Origin of the sequence: Nocardia grenadensis (genome assembly GCF_050942415.1) — a bacterium.
GTDB classification, from domain to species: Bacteria; Actinomycetota; Actinomycetes; order Mycobacteriales; family Mycobacteriaceae; genus Nocardia; species Nocardia grenadensis.
Genome location: NZ_CP192054.1, coordinates 5,286,446 through 5,311,629 on the forward strand (window position 1 = coordinate 5,286,446; position 25,184 = coordinate 5,311,629).

Here is a 25,184-nt window from a genome sequence, read left to right on the forward strand (position 1 = left end):
CCGCAGCAGATGCACTGGAACTCGCGCGGCCGGCCGACGGGCGAATCGGTTCCGGGCTGGGAATGCTCGACCGGCAACCGCACGGCATTCGTGCAATCCTCTGGGCACTCCATACCGAGACGGTGGGAGACAACTGAACCGGCGTGTGCCGAACCCTCAGCACACCGGTGGCGACCGGCCGGTGCAAACGAGGGAAACGGATGACCCAGGAACTCCAGCAGAGCGGCAGCGCGGACCCGGCGATTACCGGCCTCCAACAGCGGCCATCCCCCCTGGACGCGCTCATTTACGAACAGGCCGGCCTGGTCGTCGGTGCGGTTCTGCACCTGACCGGTGCACCCGCGCGGCGAGACGAACTGTGTGCGCACATAACAGGGCGATTGGCTGCGCTGCCTTCCCTGTCAGCGGTCATGGCCGGCGAAGGTCTTGCCGCATGCTGGGTTCAGCGGCGACCGGACGTAGAACAGCACATCCGCGAGCACAAGGTGGTCGAGGGTGGCTCGGTGGAGGAGGCGACGCGTGAGTTGAGCCGGGCAGCGTTCCCCGCTGACGGTCCCCGGTGGGATCTCACCGTCATCCACGGATACGCCGCCGACCGTTATGCCATCTTCTACCGGGTCCATCACGGGTTGCAGGACGGAGGCGCCGTGGCGCACACCGTCGAGACCCTTTTCAGCGTCGATCCGATCCCGAAGGAGCAGTCCTCCGGTGTGGCTCAGTCACTGATAGATCCGCCCGCGCCTTCATTGCGGGACAAGCTGGGGGCCTTGCAGTTTTTGGCTCGCACGACGGCCACAACCGATTTGTGGCCTCATCCCACCTACGCCTATTCGCAGGAGCGCGCCCTGAACTGGTCCGCGGTGCCGACGGAAGTGCTGCGTTCGGCAGCTCGCCGGTACGGAGGCACTGCGAACGACGCATACGTAACGTCAGTGGCCCGCACCTTCGCGAGCTGGACAGCAGTGCATGCCACACACGCCTCCCGGTCGTTGCCGTTGAGCATCGCTCTCAATATCCGGCGACCGGTCGATATCGATACGCCCGGTAACCAGACGCTCGCGGGGCGCATCATCGTTGCCGACCCAGGCAGGCCGCTTCCCTCGGTACTACCGGCCACTATCGAGGCCAACCGCCTCCTGAAGTCTGCCACGCACCGCGAGGCCCTCCGCCGGTTGACCCAGGGTGCACCGCGCAGGTTGGTGAACATGTCTATGTCAGCGCTCCTCGCACCCGAACGCGGAGCCGTCTTCTGCTCTAATGTCGCCTTCCGGCATCCCCTGCAGTGGCAAGGAACTGCCGTAACCGCCATCGACCCACTGGTCCTGCTTCCGCTCGGGGCTCCTGCCGCAGCGCTGCATTACAGCTATGAAGGCCGTTCATCGACGCTGTTCGTAACCGATCCCGCTCTGCCGGGGATGGACGACCTGCACAACGTATGGCAGCACGAAGCACACCAACTCGCGGAGCCGAACATATGACCTGACCACACCGGTACCTGCTGTGCACCCGGGGTCGGGCCCGGCCCTCGTACACCGAGACGATGGTGTCGTCGAGCGTGGCAACCAGGCCGGGCCGACCGTCCACCATGCGCTCCATCGGAGTTCCCCGCAGGGCCGCGGGCGGCGATTTCCATTCAGGCGTGTGGGCTCTCGGCACGCGTCCGATCCGTCTTCACCAGGGCACAGGGCCGTACTCGCCGAACATGCCCGCGGTCGGCCCGTCGGCGCCGAGGGTGGCCAGGCGCACTACACCACGTTCACACCGCGAGACCAGCACGCCGCTGCCCTGGGGCAGGGCTGCTGGATCAGGTTCTCGCCCCGGAGCACCGCCCTGGCGCCGCTACGCCGGCGATACCCCGGGAATCGACTCGGAAGGAACCGATCATGACGACCCCGCACGACTTTCGGTCACCCGCTGACCGCCACGCGGCCGACGAGGCCGCGCTCCGCCGGCTGCTCGACACGGTGATCGACGGACTCCGGGCCGCGGATCTCGAGGCGCTGCGGCAGCTGTACACCTCCGACGTCGTGTCCTTCGATATCGAGCCGCCGCTCCAGCACGTCGGGACGGCGGCGAAGATGGCGAACTGGGCGAAGGTGTTCCAGCTCCTCGACCACGTGACTTACGAGATTCGCGATGCGGCCTTCACCATCGGCGACGATGTCGCGTTCGGGCATGCCTTCGCTCGGCTCGGCGGCACTCTGAAGAACGGGGCGGCGATGAGCGGCATGTGGGTGCGGGTCACCTTCGGGCTGCGGAAGATCGACGGTACCTGGTTGATCGCGCACGACCAGGTGTCGGTCCCATTCGATATCGCCGACGGCAGGGGCGTGGTCGACCTCGAGCCCTGAGGGGTTGTCCGGTCGAGGGCCGGCCCTGGGCCCACAACCGGGTACGAGCCGGGTCGTGACGGCCGGGCGAGCGGCGGCCGATCCGTAGTGGAGGCCGGTGGTGGCGGAATCACCGCCTGGGGTGCGGGCCGGCGGGAACTACGTATTCGAGCGGGCCCGCGTCATGGCCGGCGCCCACTCCGCGGGCCCCGGCCTGCGGCAACGTTCTCCGGCCCGGCCAGTTGTACCAGTACCGCGCCGGTGAGCACGATTACCGCCCCGGCCAGCTGAGCCGGTCCGAGCGCTTGACCCAGCAGCAGCCAGGCCAGCGCGGCGGCGACCACCGGTTCCAGCAGTGCCAGCACACCGGCCAGGGCGACGGGGAGATCGCGCAGCGCCCGCAGACCCGCCAGGTAGGGCAGCACGGTTCCGATCACGGCCAGCGCGAGCAGCACCGGCCACACCGGAACCCGCGCACCGCCCAAGACCGCGACAGCGGTGAGCGATCCCGGCGGCAGCGTCCACGGCGGGGCGAGCACCGCCACCGGCACCGCGCCGATCACCAGCCCGGCCGCGGTGAACCCCGCCGGGTCGTGCCGGCGCGCACCGTGCTCGCCGAGCAGGAAGTACCCGGCCGAACAGAGCGCCGCCCCCAACCCGGCGGCCACCCCCAGCAGATCCAACCCGGTGCCCTGCCAGACCTGGGCGACCAACACCGATCCCACCGAGGCCAGCGCGATCCCCGCCCACACCAGCCGAGGCAGCCGGGTGCCCCGCACCACCCGCACCCACAGCGCGACCAGCGCCGGAGCCACGTTGACCAGCACCATCGCCACACCGACCGGAATCCGGGCCACCGCCACGAAGAACAGCAGCTGCACCCCGCCGACACCGAGCAGACCGTAGCCGAGCAGCAGTCGGAGATCGGCGCGGCCGAAGCGCAACGACCCCGGCCGCAACACCGCGACCACCGGCACCAGCAGTGCCGCGGCCGACGCGAGCCGTACCGAGGTCACCGCCGCCGGCGACCAGCCCGCCGCCATCACCGCCGCGGCCAGCGAACCCGAACTCGCGAACAGCACCCAGGAGAGTGCACTCAGTGCGGTCACCCGGCCCCGGCCCGGCGCCCGCCCCGCCTTCTCCGTCAAGGCCACGCCGACAGTGTGCCGGAGCGGTCGCCGCCCCGACTACCGGTTTTCCGGCCGCACGCACCCGGGTCCCGGAAGCGCGGACGGATTCGGCGAAGGACCGCCGGCCGCCATGACAGCCGACCTGGATTCCGCACTCCGAACCGCTGTGACCGAATCGCGGTTCGACCGGCCGGGCTTCGGTGTCGTACGGACCGCTCGGCAGTTCGTCACGATGCCGACCGCGCGACGCGGAACCCGATATCGTCGAGCCGGACCGTGGGATGACTGCGCCGGCGGACCGAGGCGCGGCAGCTCCAGTGTTCGTCGAACCACCCGCCCCCGCGAAGCACCCGGTAGCTGCCGTAGACCTCCGGGTCGTAGAGGTCCCAGCACCATTCCCAGACCGTGCCGAGCATGTCGTAGAGCCCCCACGCGTTGGGCCGCCGAGTCCGCACCTCGGGCAGTCGGTCGTCGGAATTCTCGCGGTACCTGGCGATATCGTCGAGCCGGCCGTAGCGCGGGCCGGTGGTGCCCGCGCGGCACGCGTGTTCCCACTCCGCCTCGGTCGGCAGCCGATATCCGCCGGCCGACGCGACCCGGGTGACCTCGCCGTCGGCGCCGACGCGGTACGCCGGTGTCAGGCCGTCGTGTTCGGACAGCGCATTGCAGAAGAGAACTGCCTCGTTCCAGGAGATGCTGTCGGCGGGCAGCCGGTCTCCCGGACTCCCGTCCGGCCGGCAGCCGGTGACCTGCGCGTACTGCGATCGCGTGACCGGCACGGCCCCCAGCCGGTACGGACCGACTTCCACCGACCAACTGCGTTGTGTCCGCCGATCCGACAACGTCGCCCGTCCCGGCGGGATATCGACCAGGTCGATCCCTGCCACGTACGCATTCACCCGGTCGAACCTACCTGGACGAAAGCACCCAAGCCAGGGCACCGCAGCGAGTGACGGTGCCCGGACCCGCGGTGCGGTCATCGACGGCGAGCAGCGGCGCGCACCCCGAGGTCCTCCGTCGTCACCCGTACCACTCGATCGGCGGCGCTGGTCGCGGTGATCGCCTTCGCTCACCGCGTCGCGCATTTCACCCTCGGGAAGAACCGGGAATGCCGTGTTTCATCAGCGGCACGATGGTTGTGCGGACGAAAGCCCGGGCCTGCTCGGTATCGGTGAAATCGGTGCCGCCGCCGTTGCCCGGGGTGAGCATCAGCGAATGGGCCAGACGGGCGACCAGTTCGGCGACCGGCCGGGGGTCGTAGCGGTCGATCAGTCCGGCGTTCTGGGCATAGGTGAGCATGCCGGAGATGTAGTCGATACCGAGACCGACCAGGTGCTCGCCCTGCACGGTGTAGAAGCTCAGCGCTTCGTCCGGGGCGACCCGCAGCAAGTGGGTGACCAATCGGTGGATGCGGGTCTGCAGCAGGACGTGCAGCGTGGTCTCCTCGATCTGCGCGTCCACGCCGTCGGCGGCATCGGCGATCGCGGTCACCTCGTCCAGCATGCGCCGGGTCTCGCGTTCGATGACGGCCTCGACCAGTTTGTCCTTCCCTGCGAATCTGCGGTGGATGGTGATCCGGTTGATCCCGGCACGGCGCGCGATGTCCTCCAGGCTGGAGCGGCGGATCCCGAGTTGCAGGATCCGTTCCAGCGCGGCGTCCATGATCTTCTCGTCGACCTCGTCGTAGCCGTCCGTCACGTAACGAGACTACGAATGCCGTTTCACAGCGTCCAACCGTGTCGTAGGTCCGGCGCGGTAGCACGGCGAAACGTCCAGCGGGGCTGCTCGCGCCGGTGGCTCTCCGCCTCCGGCGCACCATCGAGAATCGCCGCGCGAGCCGCGGCGACCAGCGCCCGATCGGCCGGCCGCGGCCGCGGGTTCGGATACCCGGCGGCGAGCGCGACGAGCACCCCGGGGTGGGCGAACTCGCGGCCGAAGGTACGGACCGGCCGGGCGGGTGCCGGCGCGCCGGGGTGGAGAGACGCCCGGGTCCGTCCCACCCCGGCCCCCATACCGATTCGGCCCGGCCGGGCCGAACCCCTGTTCGAGACCGCCCGGGTGTACTTGGATGAACTGATGCTGCTCGATCTCCAGTTGGACGCCCGCCCGGACCGCAGCGCCGAACGCGCCCGGACCCTCGTCGACGCCGGCGCGGCGGGGCTTTTCACTTTCGAAGGCCCCCACGATGTCATGCTCCCCCTGGCCGCCGTGGCCGGCCGGGTGAACGCCGACCTGATGACCAATGTCGCGATCGCCATGCCGCGCAGCCCGATACACCTCGCGCATGCCGCGTGGGACCTGCACTTGATGTCGGGTGGGCGGTTCCGGCTCGGACTCGGTTCGCAGATCCGTCCCCATATCGAGAAGCGTTACGGTGCCACCTGGTCCGCGCCGGCGGCCCGGATGCGCGAGATAGTGCTGGCGGTGCGGACGATCCTGCAGGCCTGGCAGGACGGCTCGCCGTTGGATTTCCGCGGCGAGTACACCCGGCACACTCTCATGCCGAGCACTTTCGTTCCCGGCCCGAACCCGTACGGACCCCCACCCGTACTGCTCGGCGCGCTCGGCCCACTGATGACCCGGACCGCGGCGGAGGTCGCGGACGGGCTGCTGGTGATGCCTTTCCACAGCCATCGGCATTTCCGGGAGCGCACGCTGCCCGCCGTGGCGGAGGGTATGAAGCAGGCGGGCCGCACCGAATTCCCTCTCTATCCGCAGGTGATCGTGGCGATGGGCCGGTCGGCGGAAGAACTCGCGGCAGCCTCGACCGGCGTACGCGGGCTGCTGGCGTTCTACGGTTCGACCCCGGCGTACCGGCCGGTGCTCGAGGTCGAGGGCTGGGAACAGCTGCAACCGGAACTCAACGCCCTCTCCAAGACCGGCAACATCATGACCATGTCCGACCGGATCTCCGACCATATGGTCGATACCCTCGCGGTCCGCGGCACTCCACAGGACTGTGCCGCCGAGATCATCCGCCGTTTCGGCGATTTCACCGACCGGGTGTGCTGCTACTTCCCCGGATACGACCCGCCCGCCGAGCAGATCGCCGCCCTCGCCGCCGGATTGGGCCGATAACCCCGCGGGTAGCCGATCCGTTTACCTCCGAGGTAATCGTGCGGCGGTCCGCTCGCCGTCATGATCGGTATATCGAACCGATCGAGAGGACGACACCATGCCCGCCTACGTTATCGCCCATCTGCAGCCGGCCGATCCGCATCCCGAGATCGCCGAGTACATCGAGCGCATCCCCGCCACCTTCGAGCCTTTCGGTGGCCGCTTCCTCGTCCACGTCGCCCAGCACGAGGTCAAGGAAGGCCGCTGGCCCGGTTCCGTCGTAATGATCGGTTTTCCCGGCATGGAGGAGGCCCGGGCCTGGTGGGACTCCCCCGCGTATCGGGAGATCGCGCCGCTGCGCACGCGGCATATCGACGGCGACCTGATCTTGGTCGACGGCGTCGCCCCCGGCTACGACCCCGCCACCACCGCCGCGGCCATGCGGGAGTCCATAGCCGCCGGGTGAGCGCGATACGCCGCACCCGTCCGCCCCGCGACGCCCCGAGGACCCGACCCACGAGATCACCGAAAACCGGCGTGCCGCTGCCGGACTGCGAGTATGTATATCTCGCGATTCGGAGCTCTCATCCAGCCAAAAAGGGGACGGTTTTGACTGATAGGGACAGCAGTATCACGAGACGGCAACTCGGCCGATATCTGCGCGAGGCACGTGAAGCGATCGGCCTGACCATGGCCGAAGCGGCGGCGCTCATGGAGTGGGGCAAGAGCAGCCTGCAACGCATCGAGACGGGGCAGAACCAGCGGATCCGCATTCGCGATCTGGACGGGTTGATCGAGATCTACGAGATCGACGAGGAGAAAGCGGCGGGGTTGCGGGGCCTGGCCCGCGAAACAGGCGCAAAGTCCTGGTGGCACGAATTCGGCAGTGTGATTCCGGCCAACTTCAGTGTGTACATGGGACTGGAATCCGCGGCCCGGGTCTTGACGACCTATCAACCCGACCTCGTACCGGGTCTGTTGCAGACCCAGGACTACGCACGCGCGTTGGCCCGGGTCGCGAGTCCCGACGACACCGTAGAGGAGCGCGAGCAGCGTGTCCGGCTCAAGATGCGGCGGCAGGCGCTGATCACCCGGAATGCCCGGCCGGCCCGGCTCAACGTCATCTTGGCCGAGACGGTGCTGCGCAGGACGATCGGCGGGCCTCGGGTCATGGCAACGCAATTGCGGCATCTGGCCGATGCCGGCACTCTCCCGAACGTGCGACTGCGCGTCCTGCCCTTCTCCGCCGGAATGCCCGTCGGTGAGCAGATCGGCCCTTTCGTGATCATGGAGTTCGACGCGGACGGCCCGGGCAGACCCGCCGAGCCGACGATCGTCTACGCCGAGAATTACACCGGCGACATGTACAGCGAGAAGGTCGGTATTGTGCAGCGATACGTAGAGGCGTGCGATCTCGTTCAACGCGCCGCGCTGGATGAGGTCGGCAGCAGGAATCTGCTGCGCACGGCAGCAAGGGAGCACCAACGGTGAACGTCGACCTATCCGAAGCGAAATGGTTCAAGAGCAGTCGCAGTGGCGGAACCAAGGAGTGTGTGGAGGTCGCGTTCCTCGACGGCGGGCATGTCGGCGTCCGTGACTCCAAGAACCCCACCGGCCCGGCGCTCGTTTTCACCGCCGCCGAGTGGGACGTCTTCACCGGTGGCACCCCGGATGGGCGTGCCGATGGCGGCTAACTCGATCGGCACGGCGGCAGCTGTGCAGACGGTCCGGTATGTGCGCCCGTCCGGACCGCTGCTCGGATGCGCCCCCTAGGATCGGTCGTATGGCAGCCGGGTCTCCTCGTCTGGTGGTGTTCGCCGGTCTCCCGGGATGCGGAAAGACCACCCTGGCACGGGCTCTCGCGGACGAACTCGGTGCGACGTTCCTGCGTATCGATACCTTCGAGGCAGCGATCGTTTCGACATTGGCGCCGTTCGAGAACAATCCGGTCGGTTACGTCGCGGCAGCCTGGGTGGCCGAGGACCAGTTACTGGGCGGGCGGCCCGTGGTCGTCGACGCGTGCAACAACCTCCGGAAGGCCAGAACGATGTGGGGCGATCTTGCGCTCGGATCGAAGGTTCCGCTGCACTGGGTGGAGGTGATCTGCTCGGACGCCGCCGAACATCGCCGCCGGGTGGAGTCCCGCACACCCGATCGGCCAGGACAGGGCAACCCGACCTGGGCTCAGGTGCGATCCCGGCGCTGGGAGCCGTTCACCGAACCGCGCATCCTGATCGACAACACGGGAAGCGCGGCAGCGCATGTGGCCACGATCCGCGCCGCACTTCCCGGTGAAGGACCGTAGCCGCGGGCCGATACGACGACGGAGCGGCGCATACCGACCTCGCTCCGACGTCTACTGCTGAGCGCCGGCGCGGATGCGCGTTATTTCCGTCGGAGCCACCGTGCAGCCGCGCACTGTGCACCGGCGCGCGGCTGCCCGAGGCTCTCAGCTCGTGATCTCGTCGATCGAAGGTGATTCGTCCCTGGACAGCGTGATTCCGAGGTTTGTCGCCCTGCGCTCGAGTTCGTCGTCGTCCCCGTGCCCCAGATCGATGGCCGCGCCGTCGGCCGACAGCACCTCGACATTGAGGCACAGGGACTGGAGTTCCTTGAGCAGAACCTTGAACGATTCCGGGATGCCTGGTTCCGGAATGTTCTCGCCCTTGACGATCGCCTCGTAGACCTTCACCCGGCCCACCACATCGTCGGACTTGATGGTCAGCAGTTCCTGCAGCGTGTAGGCCGCGCCGTAGGCCTGCATGGCCCAGCACTCCATCTCACCGAAGCGCTGACCACCGAACTGCGCCTTACCACCGAGCGGCTGCTGGGTGATCATCGAGTACGGGCCGGTCGAGCGGGCGTGGATCTTGTCGTCGACCAGGTGGTGCAGCTTCAGGATGTACATGTAGCCGACCGCTACCGGGTACGGGAACGGCTCACCCGAGCGGCCGTCGAACAGGGTCGCTTTTCCGTCCGCCCCGACCATGACCTCGCCGTCCCGATTCGGCCGCGTGGCGGCCAATAGTCCGGCGAGTTCTTCCTCGCGTGCCCCGTCGAACGCCGGTGTCGCCAGATTCGTATCCGGCGCCGCCGAGAGCAGCTCGTCGGGCAGGCGTTGCGCCCACTCGGGTCGGTCACCGCCGGGGAGCGGCACCTCCCAGCCGGTCTTACCGATCCAGCCGAGGTGGGTTTCCAGGATCTGCCCGATATTCATACGACGCGGCACACCATGGGTGTTCAAAATAATGTCCACCGGCGTGCCATCGGGCATGAACGGCATATCCTCGGTCGGCAAAATCTTGCCGATCACACCCTTGTTCCCGTGCCGGCCCGCGAGCTTGTCACCGTCCTGGATCTTGCGCTTCTGCGCCACATACACCCGGACCAGCTCGTTCACACCCGGAGGCAGATCATCGTCATCCTCACGCGAGAACACGCGGATACCGATCACCTTGCCCGACTCACCATGGGGCACCTTCAGCGAAGTATCACGCACCTCACGCGCCTTCTCACCGAAAATCGCCCGCAACAACCGCTCTTCCGGCGTCAGCTCGGTTTCACCCTTCGGAGTGACCTTCCCGACCAGAATGTCACCATCACGCACCTCGGCACCGATCCGCACGATCCCACGCTCGTCGAGATCAGCCAAAACCTCATCGGAAACATTCGGGATATCGCGAGTGATCTCCTCGGCACCCAACTTCGTATCCCGAGCGTCGATCTCGTGCTCCTCGATATGAATCGAGGTCAACACATCATCTTCCACCAGACGCTGGGACAGGATGATCGCGTCTTCGTAGTTGTGACCTTCCCACGGCATGATCGCCACCAGCAGGTTCTTACCGAGCGCCATTTCACCGTTCTCGGTGCAGGGGCCGTCGGCGAGGACCTGACCGCGCTCGACGCGCTGGCCTTCGTCCACGATGGGACGCTGGTTGGCACACGTGCCCTGATTCGAGCGGGCGAACTTCCGCATCCGGTAGGACTTGCGGGTCCCGTCATCGGCCATGACCGTGACGTAATCCGCCGACACTTCCTCGACCACACCGGCCTTGTCGTTGACCACGACATCACCGGCATCCACCGCGGCCCGCAACTCCATACCGGTACCCACCACAGGAGCCTCGGAACGAATCAACGGCACGGCCTGACGCTGCATATTCGCACCCATCAGAGCACGGTTGGCGTCATCATGCTCCAGGAACGGAATCATCGCCGTCGCCACCGACACCATCTGCCGCGGCGACACATCCATGTAATCGACCTGTCCACTATCGACGAACTCGACCTCGGAATACTTGCGCCGCACCGCGATCCGCGATTCGACGAAGCACCCCTGGGCATCGAGCGGTTCGTTCGCCTGCGCGACGACGTGCCGGTCCTCCTCGTCGGCGGTGAGGTAGACGATCTCATCGGTCACCGTGCCGTCGATCACCTTCCGATACGGCGTTTCGAGGAACCCGAACGGATTCACCCGCGCGTACACCGACAGGTACCCCATCAGCCCGATATTCGGACCCTCAGGGGTCTCGATCGGGCACATCCGGCCGTAATGGCTGTAGTGCACATCGCGCACCTCGAGGCCGGCGCGCTCCCGGGACAGGCCGCCCGGTCCGAGCGCGGACAGGCGACGTTTGTTGGTGAGGCTCGCGAGCGGGTTGCGTTCGTCCATGAACTGGGAGAACTGGGAGGTCCCGAAGAACTCCTTGAGCGCCGCCACGACCGGCCGGATGTTCATCAGCGACTGCGGGGTGATGGCTTCGACGTCCTGGGTGGTCATCCGTTCCCGGACCACCCGCTCCATCCGGGAGAGCCCCACCCGGAACTGATTCTGGATCAGTTCCCCCACGGTGCGTACGCGGCGATTACCGAAATGGTCGATATCGTCCACCTCGACCGGCACCTCGATACCGTCGGGCCCGGTCATCGTCTGCTCCCCCGCGTGCAGCCGCAGCAGGTATTCGACAACGGTGACCAGGTCCATTTCGGTGAGCACCCGGGGGCCGCCGGGCGCGTCCCGCCGGACACCGAACTTCTTGTCCATCTTGTAGCGGCCCACACGCGCCAGGTCGTAGCGCTTCTCGGCGAAGAACAGGTTCTCCAGCAGGGTCTGCGCGGACTCCTTGGTGGGCGGTTCGCCGGGCCGGAGCTTGCGGTGGATGTCGAGCAGCGCTTCATCGGTGCTCGCGGTGTTGTCCTTCTCCAGCGACGACATCAGCACCCCGGAGAAGCCGAACCGCTCGGTGATCTGCTCGGTGGTCCAGCCGAGGGCTTTGAGCAGCACGGTCACCGGCTGACGCCGTTTGCGGTCGATACGTACACCGACGGTGTCCCGTTTGTCGATATCGAATTCCAGCCACGCGCCACGGCTCGGGATGACCCGCACGCTGTGCAGGTCCTTCTCGGTGCTCTTGTCGACGGAGTGATCGAAGTAGACGCCCGGCGAACGCACCAGTTGTGAGATGACCACGCGCTCGGTGCCGTTGATGATGAAGGTGCCCTTGTCGGTCATCATCGGGAAATCACCCATGAAGACCGTCTGGCTCTTGATCTCGCCGGTGTTGTTGTTGATGAACTCCGCGGTGACGAACAACGGCGCCGCGTAGGTCATGTCCGTGTCCTTGCACTCGTCGATCGAGGCCTTGACCTCCTCGAAGCGGGGTTCGGACAGGGTCAGCGACATGGTCCCCGCGTAATCCTCGATCGGGCCGATCTCCGCGAGTACCTCCGCCAGCCCGCCCGTGCGGAAATCACCGCGGGCGGCGGCCCGCTCCCGCTGGGCGGCCGCGCCGATCAACCAGCCGAACGATTCGGTTTGGATCTCCAGCAACCCGGGAACCTCCAGGAGCTCGAGGACTCTGGCGAACGAGAGCCGCTCGGGGCTTCCGGGAATTCGGCTCCCGGCGGATACCGCGGTAGCGATCTCGTTCTGATCAGGGAGTGCCAAGATGCGTCCTTCCAGCACCGCACGCCGCCCATACCTGCGCGGTATGGTCGTCACGTATCTGCTTGTCCAGTGGGCGTTATTCGGATCGCGTACCGCGGGCGGAAGCCGTCCGGATAGGACTCGACGACAACCCGTGGCAGCGATACACGGAATGCGGCGCTTCCACGGTGGTTTCGTATTTCGAGAGTCGGACAGCACGCACCCCGGCGCGAAGCCCTAAATTACACACGAAATCGTCGAATGTCGAGAGACATAAAAAATAAAGCATCCGATTTCCGATGCTTTACATTTTGATAATGACACTCCGATCCGCACGGCGTCAAGCCGGATGGCGGAAAACCGCCGAAATCGGCCGTCGCGGCTTCGGCGGCGCGAGATCGCGGCAGAGCGGGGCCATCCACCGCTGCTCACATCCGCCGGGCCCGAGCAGCCATCCTTCGATCCTCTTCTGCTCCGGGGACGCTCGCCGAGACCGACCCCGGGAGAGTTTCCCCGAATCTCGCGGCGCACGACCGGACCCGATCCGAGGAACGAACCGGACACCGCGCCGAGTGAGAAATAAATTCGTGCCGTACCCCACCCCGAATTCAATTCCCGACCTTCCCACTCGAATGTATCGCCCCGGGAATTGCGGCACACACCCGGGGTCCATCGCCGCCGGTGAACCATCCGTGGAATACAACGAACGGTTGTGCCCGGATACTGCCGCGGTTGTTTGATCGCGGCCCGTGCTTTCTGCTTTGCTCGCCCGGGTCATCGCGAGGACGAACAAGCGAGAGGTGCGCCGGAATGGCGAAGGGGCGGACCCTGGGGCGACAGTTCGGTTGGCTGTGGGCCGCCTACGCGGTGAGCCGGTTCGGTACCGCGCTGGCATTCAACGCCTTCGGGCTCGTCGCCGTTCTCGTCCTGCACGCCGGCCCCGCCGAGATCTCGCTACTGGCGGCGGCCGGCCTCGCGGTCGGCGCCCTGGTGGCGAATCCGCTGGGCCCCTGGTTGGAGTTCCGCCGCAAGGGGCCGGTCCTGATCGCCATGGACCTGGTCCGGTGCGCGGCGCTGCTGAGCATTCCGATCGCTTTCGCGTGCGGCGCACTCGGCTTCGCGCAGTTGCTCGTGGTCGCGATCGTCGCCGCTACCGCCGATATCGGTTTCACCGCCGCGTCCGGCGCCTATCTCGGAAGCCTGGTGGCACCGGATGACCTGCTGGTGGCCAATGCCCGGTTCGAATCCACGAACTGGACTGCCATCGTGCTCGGGCCGCCGCTGGGTGGCGCCGCGATCGGCCTGCTGGGCCCGATGGCCACCCTGGTCGCGGACGGCCTGAGCTATCTGGCCTCGGCGGCGGGCCTGCGCGCGATCGGTGATGACCGCGAACCACGTCCGGTCCGCCCCGACGCACCACACCCGGGTGCGCAGTTCGAGGGCTGGCGTTACGTACTGAACCATCCCGGGCTTCGCCCGCTGCTCTGCAACGACACCCTCGTCGGCGCGCTGATCATGGCGACGCAGCCGCTGATGTCGGTGCTCATGCTCGGGCAGCTCGGCTTCACGCCCTGGGAGTTCGGGCTCGCGTTCGCATTGCCGTGCCTGGGCGGGTTGCTCGGGGCGCGGCTCACGCCCCGGCTCGTCGCCCGGTACGGACGCGGGCGCGTGCTGCGGATATCCGGGATTCTGCGGGTGTGCTGGCCCGTCGCGCTGGGCGCCGTCACCGCCGGCGCCGGCGGATTGGTCCTCGTTCTGGCCGTACAGACCGCCGTGATCGTCTGCATGGCCGTGTTCAACCCGGTCTTCGCCACCTATCGGCTGGAGCAATTACCGGCCGACCGGGCGACCCGCGCGCTGGCGGCCTGGGCGGTGAGTAAGAAGATCACCATCGCGGCGGTCACGGCGTTATGGGGCCTGCTCGCCGCGTGGATCGGAATCCGCGCGGCGATCACCCTCGCCGGAATACTGCTGTTGATGACACCGCTGCTGCTGGCCCGCATCGACCGGGCGACCGAACACCCCGAGGCATTGCCGGCCGACTCGGCACAGCCGGCGCCGTGAACCTCAGGCGCGCAACGCGGCGGCCAGGGCCGGGTTCACGGCCATGGACAGGGCCACCAGCGACTCCACCAGCAGTTCGATCAGTTCGTCGCGGGAGAGGTGTTCGTCGCGCAGCCACGACAGGGTGGTTTCTTCGGTGAAGGCCACCCAGCCGCGAACCACGAGTACCAGCCGGGGCTGCGCACGCTCCTCCGGCGACAGCGGGACCTGGGCGAGGATGATGTCGACGATCACGTGCCGGGTCTGCTCGACCATGGCGGCCAACTCCGGACTGGAGCTGGTGGGGCCGCGCAGCAGGGCCAGGTACGACGTACGGTTCTCGCTGACGTAGTCGATATAGCGGCCCACCGAGTCGCGCAGCATATCGAACAGGCTCAGCGTGGGGTCGGGGACGACCCGGGCCAGCAGTTCGGCGTTGGCGTGCCGGACCACTTCGAGCTGAAAATCCTGTTTGGTCGGGAAGTAGTGGAACAGCAGTCCCCGCGAGATCCCCGCCTGGGCCGCGATCTCGCTGACCGATATGTCCTCGATCGCCCGTTCGCCGAGCATTTTCACGCCGAGCGTGATCAGCTGCGTCTTCCGTTCGTCCGGGCTCAATCGGATGCGTTTGACGGGTGCTTCCGGGCTCGTACTCACCTGTTCATCCTACTGAATGCCGTTCAATACTGTTGACTGCGGCTCAATAAGCCCTTACGCTCATTATATGAGTCGCAAGGTTACAGACAAAGCTGTCGCCAACCAGCCCGCCCGTCATCTGCGGACGATCATCATCGGCAGTGGTTTCGCCGGCCTCGGCCTCGCCATCCGGCTGACCCAGCAGGGCCGCGAGGATTTCCTCGTACTGGAACGCGGTAGCGATGTCGGTGGGACCTGGCGTGACAACACCTATCCCGGTGCCGCGTGCGATGTGCCCTCGCACCTGTACTCGTATTCCTTCGCCCTGAATCCGGACTGGTCGCGGTCGTTCTCCCGGCAGGGCGAGATCCAGGCCTATATCCAGGGCGTGGCCGATAAGTACAACGTGCGCGACAAGCACCTGTTCGACTGCGATGTCACCGGCGCCCGCTGGAACCCCGAGACCGCGCAATGGGAGATCACCACCACCAGGGGCGATTTCACCGCCGATACCGTGGTCTCGGCGGTCGGCGCGCTGTGCGAGCCCAACCTGCCCGATATCAAAGGCATCAACAGCTTCGAGGGCGAGATCTTCCACTCGGCCCGCTGGAACCACGATTCCGACCTGGCCGGTAAGCGCGTCGCGGTCATCGGCACCGGCGCCTCGGCCATCCAGATCGTCCCGGCCATCGCCGGCAGCGTCGCTCATCTCGACGTCTACCAGCGCACCGCTCCCTGGCTGCTGCCCCGGCTGGACCGCCCCTACCTGCTACCCGAGCGACTGGCGTTCAAGCACATTCCGGGCGTACAGCGCCTGTCCCGGGCCGCGATCTACGCCGCCCGGGAGACCCAGGTGGTCGGCCTGGCGAAGTTCCCGCCGTTGATGCGCGGGTTCGAGGCCCTGGCCAAGGCCAAACTGGCCATGGAGATCCGCGACCCGGAACTGCGCGCAAAGGTCACCCCGAACTTCCGCATCGGCTGCAAACGCATGCTGATCTCCAACGAGTACTACCCGGCCCTGGACCGCGACAATGTCGACGTGGTCACCGACGGGATCGCCGAAATCCGCGCGAACTCGATCGTCACCGCCGACGGCACCGAACGCGAGGTCGACGCGATCGTGGTCGCCACCGGCTTCCACGTCACCGATTCCCCCACCTACGAGACCATCCACGGTCGCGACGGCCGCAGCCTGACCGAGGTGTTCGACGATATCGGCCAGCAGGGTTACAAGGGTTCGGCGATCGCGAACTTCCCGAATATGTTCTTCCTGCTCGGCCCCAATGTCGGCCTGGGCCATACCTCGATCGTGTACATGATCGAATCCCAGATCAACTACATCGCCGACGCGCTGGCCACCTTCGAACGCCAGGGTCTGCGCACCGTCGAGGTGCGCCGTTCGGCGCAGGACTCCTACAACTCCGCCCTGCAGAAGAAGCTCACCAAGAGCGTCTGGAGCACCGGCGGCTGCGCCAGCTGGTACCTGGACAAGCACGGAAACAATACGACCCTCTGGCCGGACTTCACCTTCGAATTCCGCCGGATCACAAGGAAATTCGACATGGCCGCCTACGATACGACGACGGCAGCCGATGCCCCCGCTCGACCCGATCTGAAGGTAGTGACCGCATGAATGCAGCATCACGTAGTGATTCCCCGAGCGGCGGGGGCCGGGCGACGGGCGGGCGCAATGATTCATACTTCCGCGACAAAGTCTGTGTGATCACCGGGGCCGGTTCCGGGATCGGGCGGGCGCTGGCGGTCAACCTCGCCCGGCGCGGCGCGAAACTCGCCCTCTCCGATATCGATACCGAAGGCCTGGCCGAGACCACCCGCCGCTGCGCAGAGCTCGGCGCGGAGGTGAAATCCGACCGGCTCAACGTGGCCGAACGCGAGGCCGTACTGCTGTACGCCGACGCGGTGAAACAGCATTTCGGCGTCGTGCACCAGATCTACAACAACGCCGGGATCGCCCACCACGGCGATGTCGCCAAGACCGAGTTCAAAGACATCGAACGCATCATGGATGTCGACTTCTGGGGTGTGGTGAACGGGACCAAGGCGTTCCTGCCGTTCCTCCTCGAATCCGGTGACGGCCATGTGGTGAACGTGTCCAGCCTCTTCGGCCTGATCGCGGTACCCGGGCAGGCCGCGTACAACTCGGCCAAGTTCGCGGTCCGCGGTTTCACCGAGGCGCTGCGACAGGAAATGCTGGTGGACCGCGCGCCGGTCAAGGTCACCTGCGTGCACCCCGGCGGGATCAAGACCGCCGTCGCCCGCAACGCCACCTACAGCGACGATATCGACGGCGCGAACGCCAGCTCGATGTTCGACAAGTACCTCGCCATCCACAGTCCCGAAATGGCCGCACAGACCATCGTCGACGGTGTCCGCAAGGGCCGCGGCCGGGTGCTGATCGGCTGGGAGGCCAAACTGCTGGACCTGTTCGTCCGCACCGCCGCCGCCGGTTACCAGCGCATCGCGGTCGGCGTCGAACGACGTTTCCTGCCCTGACCGGTACCGGAGAAGGATCGACATGCGAGATATCGCGCTGCCATTGCCGCTGGCGCGGGCCGTCCTGGGCTCGATGTACCGGGTGGCGCTGCACTCCCGGCTTCCCTGGCGGGCCCAGCGGGCCCTGATCGACGCCGGTTCGGCCTTGCAGCCCGTCCCGCGGGGCGTCGGCGTCGAGGCGATCCGCCTGGGCGGCCGCCCGGCCGAACGACTCGCACCGGCCGGCCCGGCCCCGGCCGAACCCGCCGCCGTGCTGTACCTGCACGGCGGCGGATACGCCGTGGGCTCGCTGGCCACCCACCGTTCGCTCAACGGCCGGCTCGCCGCCGGAACCGGGCTACCGGTCTACGCCCTCGACTACCGGCTGGCGCCGGAACACGCCTACCCGGCGGCACTGGACGACGCCGAGGCCGCATTCCTCGCGCTGGTCGCCGAGCACGACTACCGGCCGGAACGGATCGCGATCGCCGGGGATTCGGCCGGCGGCGGACTGTCGCTGGCGCTGGCCCAGCGGCTCATCGCCCGGCACGACCACACCCCCGCCGCGCTCGGTCTGATCGCCCCGTGGGTCGATCCGAACCAGCTCGCCGAACGCCCCCGCGATCTGGTGGTCAACGGGCCCTGGTCGCGGGCCTGCGCCGCGGCCTACCTCGGGACCGGCGATCCCGCCGATACCGGGTACGCCCCGCTGCACGGTGTCCTCGCCGGGCTGCCCCCGGTGTACGTCCAGGCCGATATCGACGAACTACTGCACCCGCAGTGCGTCGACCTCACCGCGGCGCTGCGCGCGGCCGGGGTCGACGTCGCGTTCACCGAGAGTCGCGGCCTCTGGCATGTCGCCCAGCTACAGGCCGCCCTGGTGGGCCCAGCTGCTGCGGCTCTGACCGAAATGGCCGATTTCCTCCGGCAAGCCGTCGATCAGCTACCGCTGCGCGACCTAGGATGAAGGCCTGATCGGGACGCAGTTCACCCTGGTTTCAGGGTGAGATCCAGGGCGTTTACCGGTGGCCCGCGCCCCGTCCGATTCCGGTGGCGTAAATTACCGACGAGTTGGCAAACAGGGAAAGGCAATGATGCGCGAGTTCGAAGCCCCGGCTTCCTACACCATCCCCGAGGACGCGAACAATTCCGACAACGTGTTCCGCTACGCGAAAGAATCCCCCGCCGCGGTGATGTTCAACGTCCCCGACGGCACGGGCGGCTGGCGCGATGTGCGGGCCGCGGAGTTCGCGAAGGCGGTCACCGATGTGGCCAAGGGCCTCATCGCCTCGGGTATCGAACTGGGCGACCGGGTCGCCATCATGGCCGCCACCCGTTACGAGTGGACTCTGCTCGATTTCGCCATCTGGGCGGCCGGCGGCTGCACCGTGGCCATCTACGACAGTTCCTCGGCCGAACAGGCCCGCTGGATCCTGCAGGATTCGGCCACCGCGCTGCTGGTCGTCGAGAACGACAAGCATCGCGGCGTCATCGACGATATCGATCCGGCCGAACTGACCGCGCTGCGGGAAACCCTGCAGATCGACAAGGACGCGATCGACGAACTCGTCCGGCGCGGTGCCGAACTCGACGAGCAACTCGTTCACGACCGGCGTGCCCAGGTGAGCGCGGCCTCCCCGGCCACCCTGATCTACACCTCCGGCACCACCGGCCGGCCCAAGGGCGTCATGCTCAGCCACGCCAACCTCTGGGCCGAATCCCGGGCCGACCGGATCGCGCTGGCCGCGTTCCTGACCCCAGGCAAGAAGACGCTCATGTTCCTGCCGCTGGCGCACGTCTTCGCCCGCGCGGTGAGCCTGGCCGCCTTCGACGCCAAGGTCACCCTGGCGCACACCTCCGACTGGAGCACGCTGGTCCAGCAGTTCGCCGAGCACCGGCCCGATTTCGTGCTGTCGGTACCGCGCGTATTCGAGAAGGTGTTCAACGCCGCCAAACAGAAGGCTCACGACGAGGGCAAGGGCAAGATCTTCGACGCCGCCGCGGCCACGGCGATCGCCTACAGCGAGGCCCTGGGCACCGGGAAGCCCGGCCTGATACTGAGCGCCAAGCACGCGCTGTTCGACAAACTCGTCTACGGCAAACTGCGGGCCGCTCTCGGCGGCAACTGTCAGGCCGCGGTCTCCGGCGGCGGCCCGCTGGGCGCCCGGCTCGGGCACTTCTTCCGCGGTGTCGGCGTCACCATCTTCGAGGGCTACGGCCTCACCGAGACCAGCGCCGCCATATCGGTCAACACCCCAGACCACATCCGGGTCGGGTCGGTCGGCCACCCACTCGAAGGTCACGCCGCCAAGATCGCGGAGGATGGCGAACTGCTACTGCGCGGTCCCGTGGTGTTCGCGGGCTATTGGGGTAACGAGCAGGCGACCGCCGACGCGTTCGTGGACGGCTGGTTCAAGACCGGCGACCTGGGTGCCATCGACGCCGACGGTTTCATCACCATCACCGGCCGCAAGAAGGAAATCCTGGTTACCGCGGGCGGGAAGAACGTCTCCCCGGCACCCATGGAGGACGAACTGCGGGCGCATCCGCTGATCGGCCAGGTGATGGTGGTCGGCGACGGGAAACCGTTCATCGGCGCGCTCATCACGCTGGACCCGGAGGCACTGCCGGGGTGGAAGGAACGCAACGGTATCGCCGCCGAGGTGGAGATCGCCGAATTGGTCGAGAACCCGGCTCTGGTCGCCGAGGTGGAGGCCGCGGTCGCCGAGACCAACAAGAAGGTCTCCAAGGCCGAGCAGATCAAGAAGATCAATATCCTGGCCTCGGACTGGACCCAGGAAACCGGCGAACTGACCCCGAAGATGTCGCTCAAGCGCGCGGTCGTCATGAAGCAGTACGCCACCGAGGTGGACAAGATCTACAGCTGATCCCGCCACGCCCACGGCCCGATGCGCCATCCGCTCACCGGGCCGTGGGCATTCGGCCCCGAGAACGGGCTAACCGGTGAGCGAGTCCGCCTTATCCAGATCCAGGGCACTCCGGTCCGGCGCGTCACCGGCCTGGAAGCGAATGAACAGGGCCGAGGCGACCACCCCGACCAGCAGCAACGCGGCCGGCAGCAGGGTGGCCTGGCTCAGCGCGGTACTGAACGCCTCCTTCACCGGCTCGGGCACCTGACCGGTACCCATCCCCTCTCCGGCGGGGGCGCCGCCCAGACCCGCCGCGCTCATCCGCGCGGCGATCAGGGCACTGATCGCCGCGCTACCGAGCACCGACCCGACCTGACGGGTCGTGTTGTAGACACCCGCGCCCGCGCCGGCCTGGGAAATGGGCAGATTGTGGGTGGCGGTGGTCGCCAGCGGTGCCCAGATACAGGCGTTCGAGGCACCGGCCACCGCGCCCGCCACGACCATCCAGGTGATATTCGCGTGCGGATCCCGCATGACCAGGGCGAACCAGAAAATGGAGAGCGCGAACGCCAGGAATCCGACGGTCGGGATGATCCGCGGATGCATCCGGTCGGAGATCCGGCCGATCACCGGGGCGGCGAACCCGGTCACAATGGCCATCGGAGCCAGCACCAGCGCCGAGCGGGTCGGCGACATACCGTGCACGGCCTGCAGATAGAAGTAGATCGGCACCATCACCGCGGTGACGGCCGCACCCATACTGGCGATGGCCAGATTCGACAGCGAGAAATTGCGGTCCCGGAACAGCGGCAGCGGCAACAGCGGCTCACCCGAAGCGCGGGCCTGCGTGGCCACGAAAACGGCCAGCACCACGATCCCCGCCACGATCATCGCCCAGATCTTCGCCGACCAGTCGCTGGTATTGCCCTCCTGGATACCGAACACCAGCAGGAACATGCCCACCGCGCTCAGCACCACGCCGACCAGGTCGAATTTATGCTGGTGCGTCGGCAGTGCCGGCACCAGCCAGACGGCGAGCGCGAAGGCCACCACCCCGACCGGCACATTGACGATGAAGATCCACGCCCAGCCGAGACCGTCGACCAGCACACCACCGAGGATCGGGCCCACCAGCGTCGCCAGCCCGGCGACCGCGCCCCACATACCCATGGCGGCGCCCCGCCGGTCCGGCGGGAAGGTGCGGGTGATCACCGCCATTGTCTGCGGGGTCATCAGCGCCGCACCCAGCCCCTGCACGGCCCGAGCGGCGATCAGGGTCTCGATATCACCGGCCAGCCCGCACGCCAGCGACGACAGCGTGAACACCGCGAGCCCGAACAGGTAGATGTTCTTGGGCCCGAACCGGTCGCCCAGCCGCCCGGTGATCAACAGTGGCACGGCGTAGGTGAGCAGATAGGCGCTCGTCACCCAGATGACCTGCGAGATATCCGCGTGCAGATCGGTCATGATCGCCGGATTGGCGACGGCCACGATGGTCACGTCGAGCAGGATCATGAAGAATCCGACAACCAGCGCACCTAATGCGAGCCACGGATTGCGTTGAGTGGACATAGCTTCCGTTCCTGTCGAGCGACGCCCGATGCGCCGTTTCGTGGATCTGTCGCGGCGCGTCACACGGACGCATCACCTGGGACTACCGGCTCACCGTACGGACGGGGCACGACAGCCGCGGCCTGCTCATGCCGTGGTCACTCCGGACTCCAGGTACGACGCCGGGCGCCGCGCCAACATTCCGGGCATATCGGACCGATCTTAGTCCTGGTCAGAGACCATGCGCGTCGAGCCAGGTGCGGGCCAGCTCCCCCGGGTCCGCGGATTCGTCCCGGACCCGCAGCACCAGGGTCGCCAGCTCATCGGTGGTGAGTTCCCCGGCCACGTAGTTCAGCTTCTCCAGCTGCCGATCGTCCAATGCTCCCTTGCGCACCAGCGCCAGCGGATTCTCCGGCCGGATCGCGTCCTCCGGGTCGGCGAGGACCTTCAGCCCCTCGGTACCGCCCGGCAGGAATTCGGCCGGACCGGCCAGCACCGCGGCCTGGACCCGGCCCTCCAGCAACGCGCGCCGCAGTCCCCCGGGCTCGGGGAACACCTCGGTCGAGGCGAACACGCAGTCCGAGATCTTCCCGGCGACCTCCGGTAGCTCGTACAACCCCGGAACAGCGGCGACACCGGCGACCATCGACGGGCACTGCGCACCCAACTGTTCCACCGAATCGATCCCGCGCTGCTCGGCGACGGCGGTGGTGACCAGGACCCGCGGTTCGAAATCCGCGCCGTCGGCCGCATCGGAGGTGATCGTCCCCTGCGGCAGCGACCCGTTCAGTTCTTCCGTCACTTTCTCGGTGGTGGTCGCCTCGGCCCCGGTGTTCAACTCCGCCAGCAGAGCGCCGTTGTGGTCACCGGCGACCGCCACGGTCCCCGCGTCCAACGCCGCGAACACCTCCGCGCGATCATCCAAACCCGACTCCACCCGCACCGCGGCCCCGGTCCGCGCCAGCGCCTGCGCGTAGATCTCCGCCAGCACGCGTGACTCGGCGGACCCCTGCGCCCCCACCACCAGCGGCTCGGCCCCGTCGGCACCACAGGATACGGCCAGCCCGGCGAGCACCGGCACCAGCATCCGAGCAACGACACGCATCGACGCCGCCAATACCATCGCGCGAGACACCCACTTCCGTAACCAGCCCGCCGCACCCTATCCGGGCGCCCCCGCCAACCCTCAGGAATCTACAGGGTCCCCGCGGCCGGATCACCGGGGCTCCGCGGGAGTACCTGGGGCGCAGGGGAGATGGAGACGAACCAGACCCGGACACGAATGCACGCTCACCGGGCTCGGACGTAACCGGACCGCGAAGGTGGCAGATATCGGCCTACTCGCGAAGGCGCCGCAAAAAACTACAGCACCCGGCCCAGGGTGGCGGCCGAGTGCTGTAGTTGCGGTTACCGCCCGGGTAAGGCGGAACGATCTATCAGGCGACGCCCTCCGCGCGGGCGGCGGCGGCGACCGCGTCGGCCACCGCGGGGGCCACGCGCGGGTCGAGCGGGCTGGGCACGATCTTGTCGACGGCGAGTTCGTCGGCGACGACGCCGAGGATGGCGTTGGCGGCCGCGATCTTCATACCTTCGGTGATGCGCCGGGCGCCCGCGTCGAGCGCACCCTTGAACACGCCGGGGAAGGCGAGCACATTGTTGATCTGGTTCGGGAAGTCGCTGCGGCCGGTGGCGACGATGGCGGCGTACTTCTTGGCCACGTCGGGGTGGATTTCCGGGTCCGGGTTGGACATGGCGAACACGATGGACTCCGGGGCCATCGAGGCGATGAGCTCTTCGGCGATGGTGCCCGCGGACAGGCCGAGGAACACGTCGGCGCCGGCGAGGGCGTCGGCGGCGGTGCCGGTGAGGCCACGCGGGTTGGTGCGCTCGGCCAGGTCGGCCTTGACCGCATTGAGGTCATCACGGTCGCGGCCGACGATGCCCTTGGAGTCGAGCACGGTCACATCGGCGACGCCCGCGGCGAGCAGGATGTTGGTGCAGGCGACACCGGCGGCGCCGGCGCCCGACACGACCACTTTGAGTCCGGAGGTGGCCCGACCCTGCACGGCGGCGGCACCATTGAGGGCGGCCAGCACCACGATGGCGGTGCCGTGCTGGTCGTCGTGCATGACGGGGCAGTCGAGGGCTTCCACGACCCGCTTCTCGATTTCGAAGCAGCGGGGGGCGGAGATGTCCTCCAGGTTCACGGCGCCGAAGCTGGGGCGCAGACGGATCAGGGTTTCGACGATTTCGTCGACATCCTTGGTGTCCAGCACGATCGGGATGGAGTCGAGTCCGGCGAACTTCTTGAACAGCGCCGATTTGCCCTCCATGACCGGGAGGGAGGCGCGCGGGCCGATATCGCCGAGGCCGAGCACCGCCGAACCGTCGCTGACCACGACCACCAGGCGGTCGGTCCAGGTGTAGCGCTTGGCCAGGCTCTCGTCCTCGGCGATGGCGCGGCTCACCTGTGCCACTCCGGGGGTGTAGGCGATCGATAGGTCGCGCTGGGTGGCCAGCGGCGAGCTGAGCTCGACCGAGAGCTTGCCGCCGAGGTGACCCGCGAAGATCTCCTCGTGAGTGATCGCCGACAGATCTTGGACCTCTTCTTTGCTGGCGGTGGCGTTCGGTGCGTCAGTCACAGAGGACACGATTTCACTCCTGCTGGTTGCGGTCGTAACCGGTGGACGGTTACCGCCGGGTATTTGGTGTTATCTGCGTCATATCGTTCATCGGCGGCGCGACCAGGATGTTTCCTGGCGCAACCGGTACCCGGAAGACCCCCGGGAGCCCGCACACAGGGCAGTGGACGGTGGCACCGATTTCGGGCAGCGAAGGTCCGGGTGAATTTCGGACGGGTTGGTCCGAGCGAACTCGACCGGTGCCCGTTTCCCGTCGCGACGGTGCGTCGCGGAGCGGCGGGCGCCTGATATCCCCGACCCGGCGGTGGCAACGATCGGGAATCCGCCACATTCTGCCAGGTCCCGGATCGTTCGCCAAACCGGGCCCGGCGGTTGCGTGTTTCGGACACCACGGGGCCAGCGTAGGCCGCGAGCATTACCTTCCCGTGAGCGGAAACTCGCGAGTGGCGCCAGGGACCGGTGAGACCACCCCAAAGGTTCCGGAAAGCCCGGTGAACCCGGCG

At 67.4% G+C, this 25,184-nt stretch carries 20 protein-coding genes; 12 read left to right on the plus strand and 8 right to left on the minus strand.

What is annotated here, in order from left to right; translation table 11 throughout:
- The first annotated feature begins 200 nt into the window (after positions 1-200).
- Positions 201-1,478 carry a wax ester/triacylglycerol synthase domain-containing protein gene (locus ACQPYS_RS24225; RefSeq protein ID WP_433490908.1) on the plus strand — a complete coding sequence of 426 codons (1,278 nt, stop codon included), beginning with the start codon at positions 201-203 and terminating at the stop codon, positions 1,476-1,478.
- Positions 1,479-1,883: 405 nt separating this feature from the next.
- Positions 1,884-2,351, plus strand: a complete 468-nt coding sequence (locus tag ACQPYS_RS24230) for a YybH family protein (protein ID WP_433490909.1) — start codon at positions 1,884-1,886, stop codon at positions 2,349-2,351.
- Positions 2,352-2,512: 161 nt separating this feature from the next.
- Here ACQPYS_RS24230 and ACQPYS_RS24235 read toward each other — a convergent pair whose 3' ends face one another.
- The 3 genes from ACQPYS_RS24235 to ACQPYS_RS24245 all read right to left on the minus strand — a co-directional run bounded on the left by ACQPYS_RS24235 (position 2,513) and on the right by ACQPYS_RS24245 (position 5,158).
- On the minus strand, positions 2,513-3,484 hold the full coding sequence (locus ACQPYS_RS24235; RefSeq protein WP_433490910.1) for an EamA family transporter: 972 nt from the start codon (positions 3,482-3,484) through the stop codon (positions 2,513-2,515).
- 203 nt (positions 3,485-3,687) lie between these two features.
- Positions 3,688-4,332, minus strand: a complete 645-nt coding sequence (locus ACQPYS_RS24240) for a formylglycine-generating enzyme family protein (RefSeq protein ID WP_433493120.1) — start codon at positions 4,330-4,332, stop codon at positions 3,688-3,690.
- Positions 4,333-4,546: 214 nt separating this feature from the next.
- The gene (locus tag ACQPYS_RS24245; RefSeq protein WP_433490911.1) at positions 4,547-5,158 is read right to left on the minus strand and encodes a TetR/AcrR family transcriptional regulator; all 612 of its coding nucleotides are present in this window, start codon (positions 5,156-5,158) and stop codon (positions 4,547-4,549) included.
- A 378-nt stretch (positions 5,159-5,536) separates the two neighbouring features.
- Between ACQPYS_RS24245 and ACQPYS_RS24250 the strand changes: the two genes are divergently transcribed.
- The 5 genes from ACQPYS_RS24250 to ACQPYS_RS24270 all read left to right on the plus strand — a co-directional run bounded on the left by ACQPYS_RS24250 (position 5,537) and on the right by ACQPYS_RS24270 (position 8,822).
- Positions 5,537-6,538, plus strand: a complete 1,002-nt coding sequence (locus ACQPYS_RS24250; protein ID WP_433490912.1) for a TIGR03617 family F420-dependent LLM class oxidoreductase — start codon at positions 5,537-5,539, stop codon at positions 6,536-6,538.
- Positions 6,539-6,635: 97 nt separating this feature from the next.
- Positions 6,636-6,983, plus strand: a complete 348-nt coding sequence (locus ACQPYS_RS24255; protein ID WP_063039371.1) for a DUF1330 domain-containing protein — start codon at positions 6,636-6,638, stop codon at positions 6,981-6,983.
- A 143-nt stretch (positions 6,984-7,126) separates the two neighbouring features.
- Positions 7,127-8,008, plus strand: a complete 882-nt coding sequence (locus ACQPYS_RS24260) for a helix-turn-helix domain-containing protein (RefSeq protein ID WP_433490913.1) — start codon at positions 7,127-7,129, stop codon at positions 8,006-8,008.
- Positions 8,005-8,211 (plus strand): DUF397 domain-containing protein, encoded by a 207-nt coding sequence (locus ACQPYS_RS24265; protein WP_063039375.1) that lies wholly within the window; start codon positions 8,005-8,007, stop codon positions 8,209-8,211. The genes ACQPYS_RS24260 and ACQPYS_RS24265 overlap by 4 nt, the downstream gene beginning before the upstream one ends.
- An 89-nt stretch (positions 8,212-8,300) precedes the next feature.
- Entirely contained in the window at positions 8,301-8,822 is a 522-nt protein-coding gene (locus ACQPYS_RS24270) for an AAA family ATPase (protein WP_433490914.1), read from the plus strand.
- A 144-nt stretch (positions 8,823-8,966) separates the two neighbouring features.
- On the opposite strand, the gene ACQPYS_RS24275 is transcribed toward ACQPYS_RS24270, so the two are convergent.
- Positions 8,967-12,485, minus strand: coding sequence for a DNA-directed RNA polymerase subunit beta (locus tag ACQPYS_RS24275; protein ID WP_433493121.1), 3,519 nt, complete (start codon positions 12,483-12,485; stop codon positions 8,967-8,969).
- A gap of 771 nt (positions 12,486-13,256) precedes the next feature.
- Here ACQPYS_RS24275 and ACQPYS_RS24280 point away from each other — a divergent pair.
- Positions 13,257-14,510 carry an MFS transporter gene (locus tag ACQPYS_RS24280; RefSeq protein WP_433490915.1) on the plus strand — a complete coding sequence of 418 codons (1,254 nt, stop codon included), beginning with the start codon at positions 13,257-13,259 and terminating at the stop codon, positions 14,508-14,510.
- 3 nt (positions 14,511-14,513) lie between these two features.
- Here the strand turns inward: ACQPYS_RS24280 and ACQPYS_RS24285 are convergent, their stop codons facing one another.
- Positions 14,514-15,146 carry a TetR/AcrR family transcriptional regulator gene (locus ACQPYS_RS24285; protein WP_063037465.1) on the minus strand — a complete coding sequence of 211 codons (633 nt, stop codon included), beginning with the start codon at positions 15,144-15,146 and terminating at the stop codon, positions 14,514-14,516.
- A gap of 67 nt (positions 15,147-15,213) precedes the next feature.
- On the opposite strand from ACQPYS_RS24285, the gene ACQPYS_RS24290 reads away from it, so the two are divergent.
- The 4 genes from ACQPYS_RS24290 to ACQPYS_RS24305 all read left to right on the plus strand — a co-directional run bounded on the left by ACQPYS_RS24290 (position 15,214) and on the right by ACQPYS_RS24305 (position 20,506).
- Positions 15,214-16,758 carry a flavin-containing monooxygenase gene (locus ACQPYS_RS24290; RefSeq protein WP_433490916.1) on the plus strand — a complete coding sequence of 515 codons (1,545 nt, stop codon included), beginning with the start codon at positions 15,214-15,216 and terminating at the stop codon, positions 16,756-16,758.
- Positions 16,755-17,639, plus strand: coding sequence for an SDR family NAD(P)-dependent oxidoreductase (locus ACQPYS_RS24295; protein WP_431941029.1), 885 nt, complete (start codon positions 16,755-16,757; stop codon positions 17,637-17,639). Before ACQPYS_RS24290 ends, ACQPYS_RS24295 begins: the two co-directional genes overlap by 4 nt.
- 22 nt (positions 17,640-17,661) lie before the next feature.
- Positions 17,662-18,585 (plus strand): alpha/beta hydrolase, encoded by a 924-nt coding sequence (locus ACQPYS_RS24300; protein ID WP_063037459.1) that lies wholly within the window; start codon positions 17,662-17,664, stop codon positions 18,583-18,585.
- Positions 18,586-18,712: 127 nt separating this feature from the next.
- On the plus strand, positions 18,713-20,506 hold the full coding sequence (locus ACQPYS_RS24305) for an AMP-dependent synthetase/ligase (protein WP_063037576.1): 1,794 nt from the start codon (positions 18,713-18,715) through the stop codon (positions 20,504-20,506).
- Positions 20,507-20,575: 69 nt separating this feature from the next.
- On the opposite strand, the gene ACQPYS_RS24310 is transcribed toward ACQPYS_RS24305, so the two are convergent.
- The 3 genes from ACQPYS_RS24310 to ACQPYS_RS24320 form a co-directional block, all read right to left on the minus strand.
- Positions 20,576-22,060: a DHA2 family efflux MFS transporter permease subunit gene (locus ACQPYS_RS24310; protein WP_063037457.1), complete on the minus strand. Its 1,485-nt coding sequence runs from the start codon at positions 22,058-22,060 to the stop codon at positions 20,576-20,578.
- Positions 22,061-22,271: 211 nt separating this feature from the next.
- Positions 22,272-23,144, minus strand: coding sequence for a glycine betaine ABC transporter substrate-binding protein (locus tag ACQPYS_RS24315; protein ID WP_245664613.1), 873 nt, complete (start codon positions 23,142-23,144; stop codon positions 22,272-22,274).
- A 331-nt stretch (positions 23,145-23,475) separates the two neighbouring features.
- On the minus strand, positions 23,476-24,681 hold the full coding sequence (locus ACQPYS_RS24320) for an NAD(P)-dependent malic enzyme (RefSeq protein ID WP_063037453.1): 1,206 nt from the start codon (positions 24,679-24,681) through the stop codon (positions 23,476-23,478).
- Positions 24,682-25,184: the final 503 nt, after the last annotated feature.

What these genes read in the sequence shown, in the direction of transcription:
- ACQPYS_RS24225 (WP_433490908.1), top strand. Translation starts at nt 201, where the DNA reads ATGACCCAGGAACTCCAGCAGAGCGGCAGCGCGGACCCGGCGATTACC.
- ACQPYS_RS24230 (WP_433490909.1), top strand. Translation starts at nt 1,884, where the DNA reads ATGACGACCCCGCACGACTTTCGGTCACCCGCTGACCGCCACGCGGCC.
- ACQPYS_RS24250 (WP_433490912.1), top strand. Translation starts at nt 5,537, where the DNA reads ATGCTGCTCGATCTCCAGTTGGACGCCCGCCCGGACCGCAGCGCCGAA.
- ACQPYS_RS24255 (WP_063039371.1), top strand. Translation starts at nt 6,636, where the DNA reads ATGCCCGCCTACGTTATCGCCCATCTGCAGCCGGCCGATCCGCATCCC.
- ACQPYS_RS24270 (WP_433490914.1), top strand. Translation starts at nt 8,301, where the DNA reads ATGGCAGCCGGGTCTCCTCGTCTGGTGGTGTTCGCCGGTCTCCCGGGA.
- ACQPYS_RS24280 (WP_433490915.1), top strand. Translation starts at nt 13,257, where the DNA reads ATGGCGAAGGGGCGGACCCTGGGGCGACAGTTCGGTTGGCTGTGGGCC.
- ACQPYS_RS24290 (WP_433490916.1), top strand. Translation starts at nt 15,214, where the DNA reads ATGAGTCGCAAGGTTACAGACAAAGCTGTCGCCAACCAGCCCGCCCGT.
- ACQPYS_RS24295 (WP_431941029.1), top strand. Translation starts at nt 16,755, where the DNA reads ATGAATGCAGCATCACGTAGTGATTCCCCGAGCGGCGGGGGCCGGGCG.
- ACQPYS_RS24300 (WP_063037459.1), top strand. Translation starts at nt 17,662, where the DNA reads ATGCGAGATATCGCGCTGCCATTGCCGCTGGCGCGGGCCGTCCTGGGC.
- ACQPYS_RS24305 (WP_063037576.1), top strand. Translation starts at nt 18,713, where the DNA reads ATGCGCGAGTTCGAAGCCCCGGCTTCCTACACCATCCCCGAGGACGCG.
- ACQPYS_RS24310 (WP_063037457.1), bottom strand. Translation starts at nt 22,060, where the DNA reads ATGTCCACTCAACGCAATCCGTGGCTCGCATTAGGTGCGCTGGTTGTC.
- ACQPYS_RS24315 (WP_245664613.1), bottom strand. Translation starts at nt 23,144, where the DNA reads ATGCGTGTCGTTGCTCGGATGCTGGTGCCGGTGCTCGCCGGGCTGGCC.